The sequence below is a fragment of the bacterium genome (genome assembly GCA_035528375.1).
Classification (GTDB): domain Bacteria; phylum RBG-13-66-14; class RBG-13-66-14; order RBG-13-66-14; family RBG-13-66-14; genus RBG-13-66-14.
In genome coordinates, this window is the sequence record DATKYS010000080.1 from 1 (window position 1) to 8,057 (window position 8,057).

4 protein-coding genes are annotated in these 8,057 nt (G+C 65.5%); all 4 read left to right on the forward strand.

Going from position 1 to position 8,057, the window contains the following annotated elements; translation table 11 throughout:
• Positions 1 to 230: 230 nt before the first annotated feature.
• The gene (locus VM054_06455; GenBank protein ID HUT98700.1) at positions 231 to 2,855 is read left to right on the forward strand and encodes a PQQ-binding-like beta-propeller repeat protein; all 2,625 of its coding nucleotides are present in this window, start codon (positions 231 to 233) and stop codon (positions 2,853 to 2,855) included.
• Between the two features lie 22 nt (positions 2,856 to 2,877).
• Positions 2,878 to 6,333 (forward strand): DNA polymerase III subunit alpha, encoded by a 3,456-nt coding sequence (dnaE, locus tag VM054_06460; GenBank protein HUT98701.1) that lies wholly within the window; start codon positions 2,878 to 2,880, stop codon positions 6,331 to 6,333.
• A gap of 36 nt (positions 6,334 to 6,369) precedes the next feature.
• Positions 6,370 to 6,771 (forward strand): DUF2141 domain-containing protein, encoded by a 402-nt coding sequence (locus VM054_06465; protein HUT98702.1) that lies wholly within the window; start codon positions 6,370 to 6,372, stop codon positions 6,769 to 6,771.
• Positions 6,772 to 6,783: 12 nt separating this feature from the next.
• A partial coding sequence (locus VM054_06470; GenBank protein HUT98703.1) for a hypothetical protein occupies positions 6,784 to 8,057 on the forward strand: 1,274 nt, incomplete at its 3' end.

Here is an 8,057-nt window from a genome sequence, read left to right on the forward strand (position 1 = left end):
ACATTATTAAAAAACAAGGTTGGAACTACGATAGTAATAACCACAATTGGGTACGTGGTGACGTTTCTTCGTCTTACGAACTTCACCTGGGAATTTAATTAATAAAAAAGCGTTAAATTGTGTGAAGTCGTTAATCGGCCCTAAAGGATTAATCCCGGCGGGCCGCTTAAACATCGGCGCAGCCGGTGTGCTAAAATAGCAGCGATTTTAAGCCGTCCGGAGAGGTCGACGTGTACTGTCCCGCCTGTGGCAAGGAAAACCCCGACCACGCGCGCTTCTGCCGCCATTGCGGTACGCGGATGCCCGACCTGGCCACGGAGACCACCACCGACGCCGACCTCGAGCTCATCGAGGGCGCCAGTGAATTCGTCGGCCAGACCCTCGGTCGCTACCGGGTCCTGCGCAAGCTCCGGACGACCTCGACGGGCATCGTTTACCGTGCCCTGGACACCCAGCTCGACCGCATCGTCGCCCTGAAAATCCTCCCCCACGGCCTCGGCGCTACGGGGTCGGAATCACCGAGCCCCGTGGAAGAGGAGGAGGCGCTGGAGGCCTTCCGTGAGGAGGTCAACCTCGCCGCCAACCTCGAGCATCCCAACATCCTCCCCGTCCACGACTTCGGCCGCTTCGGCGACAACTACTTCGTGGTGATGAAGCAGGCCGACGGGCACTCCCTGGCGCGGCACATCGAGAAGCGCGCCCCCCTGGCGCCCGTCGAGATGCTCCGCATCGGCATCCAGATCGCCACGGCCCTCGTGTATCTCCACAAGCGCTTCATCATCCACGGGCGGCTGTCGCCCTCGGGGATAATCCTCCAGGACTCGGGGCACGTCCTTCTGCGGGACATCACCTTCCTCGGCCGGAAACATCCCCGACCCCTCTCGCCCGAGGAGAAAATTTACCAGGCGCCCGAGCTGGAAAAGGGAGGCTCGTTCGACGCCCGCTCGGACATCTACTCCCTCGGCGTCATCCTCTACCAGCTCCTCACCGGCCACCTCCCCTACACCGAGGATGGCGGCGAGGCCGACGAGCTCACCGTGCGGGGCGTCCCGCTGTCCCTGGAAGAGCTCCTCATCTCCATGATCCAGCGCGACCCGGACAAGCGGATGAACTCCGTCGAGGATGTGCGCGAGCGGCTCCGGCGGGCCTACTCTCTCTCCATCACCTCCATGGCCGGCGAGGAGGACCTGACCGGGGAGTTCATAGACTTCTCCCGGCTCTCGACAGCCCAGGAATCGGACCGCCGCGTCATCCTGGAGGGATTGCTCAGCGCCCTGGCCAAGGACATAGACCTGAAGAGCATGCTGGTCGTGGACACCGACGCCGAGGCCCTGGACGCCATCGCCGCCGGGGAACCGGCCCCCACGAACTCCATCGGGCGCCTGTCTTTCTACTCCGCCCTGGACGAGACGGTGCGGCTGGCCAGAATGGGCCAACTGGCCGACGCCCTGGAAAACCTCGTCGGTGAGACGAAAATCGTGAAGGAAAAGGCGCTGCCGGCGACAAAAGCTTTCTTGGCCAGGGTGGGGGAAAGGGAGAGGAAGCTCAAGCGCGCACGCTTCATCCTGGGCAACAACCTGGTGACCGAGTTCCGCCGGGCGGCGGAGAGCTTTTCCCAGGTGCTCTCCGGCGATTCCAACTGCGAGGAGGCCCGCGAGGGGCTCGCCATCCTCTCCAGCCTCGGTGAATTCTGGCAGCAGGCGAAGGAAAAAACCAAGCCGAAGTGGCTTCTACCGGCTATCATACTCGGCGGAGCCGCGATTCTGACCGCGGTCCTGCTCCTGATGTTCGGCGGCCCAGACCCGGGGATGCTGGCCGACACCCTCTCCCCGCGCGGCTTCCTCCCCGGCGGCATCCAGAACCTCCTCGGCGAGGCCACCGGGGCCGAATCCGTGCTGGCTCTGCCCTCGGCCCCGGTCAGCGAGCCCACCTTCTCCGGCGATTGGGTCCTCGTCCCCCTCGAGGGGGCCACCCTGGCCGCTTACTCCCTGGCCTCGGAGGAGGAGGTTTGGCGCCAGAGCGACTATCCGGTGGACCACCCCCCGCTGGTCTACCGGAAGGAGATAATCTCCGCCTCGGGGCAGGTTCTCACCCTGCGCGACGCCGACGGCTCGACCATCGCCACCCACAACATCGAGGAGCGCCTGGCGGGAATCCCCGCCCTGGGCCCCGAGGGGCAGCTCTACGTGGCCAACGAGAAGGGGACCATCTACGCCTTCGACCTGGCCACACCGAGCAAGCTGCGCTTCCTGTGGTCCATCTCAAGCCAGGCCCGTCCCGCCGGCCTGTTCCCCACACCGGCGGGGAAGAAGCTCCTGGTCAGTTTCATAGACGGTTCCCTGGTGCTCTTCGACGGTTTCAACGGCGGCGAGCTTTGGCGGTACCAGATTCAGGGCTCCAACGTACCCACCGCCCGTTCGCCCCAGCCGATCATCACGGGGAACACCGTCTACATCGCCGCCTCCAACCGCTGCATCGCCCTGTCCCTGGAGGACGGCTCATTGCTTTGGGAACAGGAGCTCTCCGGACCCCTCGGCAACCCCACGCTCTGGGAGGGCTCCCTCTTCATCCCCTCCGGCGACGGTCGGATCTACAGATTGCTGGCCGACGGCGGGAACGTGGCTGAGGTGGAGAACCTCGGCAACGGGCTGACCCTGGAGAGACCGCTGGTCTGCGGGTCGGAGCTCATCCTCCGCCTGACGGACGGCGGCCTTCTGCCGGTGCGGACCACCGACCTCCGACCGGTGAACCGTGAACTGCCCAAGGCCGACTTCCCCCTCGCCGCCACCAAGGGTTCGGCCTGGCTCATCCGAGGCACGAGGGTGTACCGTCTTTCGAGCTCCGAAGAGGATTGACCATCCCCCACACAACCCGCGCATGACTAACGCTTCCCAGAACGTCCCCTTCGTCCATCTCCACAACCACAGCGAGTACTCGGTTCTCGATGGCATGTGCCGCGTCGAGGACATGGTCTCCCGGGCCGTGGAGTACGGCATGGGCGCGCTGGCGCTGACCGACCACGGCAACATGTTCGGTGCGGTCAGTTTTTACCAGGCCTGCCGGCGCCGGGGCGTCGTGCCCATCATCGGCTGCGAGGCGTATCTGACCCCCGGCTCCCGCTTCGATAAAGATTCCTCCCAGAAGGACCGCCATCATCTCATCCTACTCTGCGCCGACGAGACGGGCTACCGCAACCTCATCAAGCTCACCAGCCTGGCCCACACCGAGGGTTTTTACTACAGGCCGAGGATTGACCGGGATATTTTGGAAAGATACTCGGCGGGCCTCGTGTGCCTCTCGGCCTGCCTCTCCGGCGAAATCCCGCGCCTGTTGCAGGGCGACGACTACGCGGGGGCGCTGGCGGCGGCCGGCTGGTACGCGGAAATCTTCGGCCGGGAGAACTTTTTCCTGGAGCTGATGTACCACGGGCTCGACGTAGAGCGGAAGGTCAACCACGGCCTTTTGTCCCTGGCCCGGGAGCTCGGGCTGGGGACCGTGGCCACCAACGACTGCCACTACCTGGACCATTCCGACCACCGCGCCCACGAGGTCCTGCTCTGCATCCAGACTTCAAAGACCCTCGCCGATCCGGACCACATGCGCTTCCCCTCCGACCAGTTCTACTTCAAAAGCCCCCAGGAAATGGCAAAGACCTTCGAGGAGCTCCCCCAGGCGGTGGCCGCCTCGGAGGAGATCGCACGGCGGTGCCGCCTCGACCTTGAGCTGGACCCCCTGGGCGGGAAGCTCCCCTCCTACCCCGTCCCCGAAGGCCACGGCGAAGAGGGCGCCTACCTGCGCGAGCTGGTGCTGGAGAAGCTCCCCGAGCGCCTCCCCGGCTGCGGCGATGAGTACAGGACCAGGATGGCGGAGGAGCTGGACATCATCGAGGCCATGCACTTCCCCGGCTACTTCCTGATCGTGTGGGACATCATCAACCAGGCCCGGCAGATGGGGGTCGAGGTCGGCCCGGGACGAGGTTCCGCCGCCGGCTCCCTGGTGGCGTACGTCCTGGGCATCACCGACATAGACCCCCTCGGGTACGGTCTCCTCTTCGAGCGCTTCCTGAACCCCGAGCGGGTCAACCTGCCCGACTTCGACCTGGATTTCGCCGACGACCAGCGAGAGCAGGTCATCGAGTACGTCAAGCGGAAGTACGGCGAGGCCAACGTGGCCCAGCTCATCACGTTTTCCCGGCTGGGTGCGCGGGCGGTCATCCGCGACGTGGGGCGCGTCCTCGGCGTCCCCCTGGAAGCGGTGGACCGGGTGGCCAAGCTCGTCCCCTTCGGCTCGGGCGTGACGCTCGCGGGCGCACTGGAGACCACCCCCGAGCTCCGGCTGATCCAGCGGGAGGACCCGCTCATCGCCGAAGTCCTGGGGTACGGTCGGAGCCTGGAGGGACTGGTCCGCCACGCCGGCACCCACGCCGCCGGGGTTGTGCTCTCCGATCACCCCCTCGACGAGATGGTTCCCATGTACCTGGGCAACACCACCCAGTACGACGGGAGCTCGGTGGAGAAGGTCGGCCTCCTGAAGATAGACTTCCTGGGTCTGAAGAACCTCTCGGTCATCCGGGACTGCCTGGAGCTGGTTTACAAACGCCACGGGAAGCGGATCCGGCCCGAGGACATCGCGCCGGACGACCCGAAGACCTACGAGCTGTTGAAACGGTGCGACACGGCCGGCGTCTTCCAGCTCGAGTCGGAGATAGCCCGCGACGTCCTGCGGCGGGTTGCCCCGGACAACTTCCGCGAGCTCATCCCGGTCCTGTCACTCTTCCGCCCCGGACCCCTGGGCAGCGGGATGACCGAGACATACATCAAGGGCAAGCACGGGACGACGCCCATCTCCTACCCCCACCCCTCCCTGGAGGGCGTCCTGGCGGAGACTTTCGGGGTGATGGTCTACCAGGAGCAGGTGATGCAGGTCGCCAGCACCCTGGGCGGCTTCTCCTATGGGCGGGCGGACCTCTTGCGGCGGGCCATGGCGAAGAAGACGGGGGAACTCGACAGCTTCCGCGAGGAGTTCATCCGGGGCGCCGCCGGAAAGGGGATAGATGCGAAGCTCGCCGGGCAGGTCTTCGACCAGATAATCCCCTTCGCCAGCTACGGCTTCAACAAGAGCCACTCCGCCGCCTATGCCGTGGTCACCTACCGCACCGCCTGGCTCAAGGCCAATTACCGCCCCGAGTTCATGGCGGCCATCCTGTCCCACGAGCTCTCCGACGAGGACAAGATAGCTTTTTACCTGGGCCAGTGCCGTCACGACGGCCTCGAGATTCTGCCCCCCGACCTCCACCGGAGCGACACGTATTTCACCGTGGAGGACTCGAACGGCGACACCGCCATCCGCTTCGGTCTGGGCGCCATCAAGAACGTGGGGCTCGGCATGGTGGGAGGGATAATCGCCGACCGCGACAAAAACGGTCCCTTCGCCTCCCTGAAGGACCTCGTGCTCCGGCTGGGCACCCAGCAGGTCAACAAGCGGGTCCTGGAAAGTTTGGTGAAGAGCGGCGTGGTGGACTGCCTGCCGGGCACACGGAGCCAGAAGTACGCCGCCATCGAGTCCATCCTCGAGACGGCGGCCGCCGAGCAGCGCGACATGCAGATGGGCCAGGAGTCTCTCTTCGGCGGTAAGACCGGCGAGAGGCCCGCCGACCCCCTGGACGAGAACCTCGAGCCCTGGAACGAGCACGAGAAGATGAGGGGGGAGAAGGAGACGCTTGGAATCTACCTCTCCGGCCATCCCCTCACCCGCCACCGGGCGGTCATCGAGCGCTTCGCCACCACCGACCTCGCCCGGGTCCAGAGGCTGCAGGGCGGGGAGTCGCTCCGCGCAGCCGGCGTTTTCGCCCAGATCACCCGGAAGCTGGACCGGAACAACCAGCGCATCGCCTTCGCCACCCTGGAGGACGAGGGGGCGTCGGTGGAGGTGGCGATTTTCGCGGAGACGTACGCCCGCCACCGCGAGCTGGTGGCCAAGGACTCCGTCGTCCTGGTGGTCGGTCAGGCGCAGACCAGCCGCGAGGAGATAAACATCCGCGCCAATGCCATCTACGACCTGGCCCGTGTGCCGCGCCTGCTGGCCCGGCAGCTCCACCTGGAAATTCTCGGCGGCGCCCTCACCGACGAGGACCTGCTGCCCGTCCGGGACCTTTTGGTAAAATACCCCGGCGAGCTCGAGGTCTACATCCACCTGAAACTGACCGGGGGCGGGGCGACCCTCCTGACCGGCGCGGCGTACATGGTCGCCCCGGACGAGGAGCTGCAGAAAAGGCTCGAGGAGCTGCTCGGGGAGGGGAACGCTTACTTCACCCCGGCCCCGGAGATGGGCTAGAAGTCCGGACACATCCGCCCCACGGGAGGCGACGGGATGCACCGCACGACATCAGCATTCATTCTGGCTTTCATCATCACGGCCGGCGCCGGGTACACCCTCTCCGGCACGGTATCCGGCTGCGGCCGGATCGGCACGGTCTTCGTCGCCGTTTTCGACGAGGACGCCTGGGACGCCGAAATGCCGCTCTGGCACGTGGAGCTGAACCCGCCTAAAAGCGGCTCCACCATGAGCTTCTCCTTCACCGGCATCCCGCCCGGCGAGTACGCGATTTTCGCCTTCCAGGACGAGGACTACAACGGCACGCTGAACCTGGGCCTCCTCGGGCCCACCGAGCCCTGGGGCACCTACCGCCACGTTTCGATCATTCCCACCTTTTCCGCCATGGCGTTCAAGTTGAACGTGAACAAGACGGGCATAAAAATCACGATAAGCTGAAGGGGGAGGGGCATGGTTAAGCTGAAGGTGCTGCTGATTCTTTCCCTAGTCGCCGCGGCGCTGGGCGACGCCGGCTACCTGGGTTCTGTTTCCTCCGGCGCCTCGCCCATCGGCGGGCACCCGGGAATCGCCATGACCGCCGAGGACGTGGTCATCGAGCTCCGCCGCGAGCACGTGGACTACGAGGATTGGAGCGCGAACATATACGATGCCACGGTAACCGCCGACTTCCTCTTCACCAACACCGGGGACGCCGACACGGTCTACATGTACATCCCCCACGCGGTGCGGACCGCCTTCGTCTCGTACCTCTACGAAGCCGAGGACATGGACACGCCGCTGGAAAACCCGCGGGTGCTCGTGGACGGGGAGCCGGTGGAGGTGCGCAAGGTCTGCCTGGGCGCCTTCGACCCGGAGTACATGGGGGAAACGACCTGGGACGAGTTCGCCGAATTGACCCGGCCGCTGTTCGATGCAGAGCCTAAGGCGGGCGGGCCGTTCTACTTCACCCGCTACTTCGTCGAAGGCGATGAGGAGTGGGGGGGGAAGATAACCCACCCCGCCGAAGCGGTGCTGGCCTACTGGGAGGTCCCCTTCGCCCCGGGCGAGACTAAGCTCGTCGAGTACGTCCAGGATTACGCGCTGACCTCGGACTACGGCGAGAGCGTCTTCCGGCTCACCTACCCGCTGTTCACCGGGGCGGGCTGGTCGGGCGCCATCGGCTCGGGCCGGGTGAGCGTCGTGTCCGGCGAGGGCTGCGACTGGGGAGACCTGCTCTATTACGTCGGCCTCCACCTGCCGCTCCCGGCGGATAGGGATGGATACCGCCTGGACGTCCTGGACCCCATAGCCGACCGCTCGGATTTCGGGAAGTGCGATCTGGCGCGATACGACGGGGAGAAGTACCCCCGGGCGCTGGTCTGGCAGTTCTCCGATTACGAGCCCTACCCCGGCCAGCTCAACTGCAACGCCCTCTACCCCGACATCGGCGACATCGGCAACTCCCAGTACATGCTCTACGACGACTTCGACGCCGGCGTCGTGGAGGCGTACGTCAACCCCTGGGACTACTCCATGATCTACCTCTACCTGGGCCGTTACGCGCCGACTTATTTCCTCTCCGCGAACACCGAAGGCGTGCCGCTCTACGACTCCCCCGGCGGCGAGCCGCTGGGCGAGAGCGTCGCCTTCACACGGAGCGCGGAGATTCTTGGGCAGGAGGGGAATTGGGTCAACGTCAGGTCGAGCGACTGGGAGACGGGGGCCGACGTGGTGGGCTGGGCCAA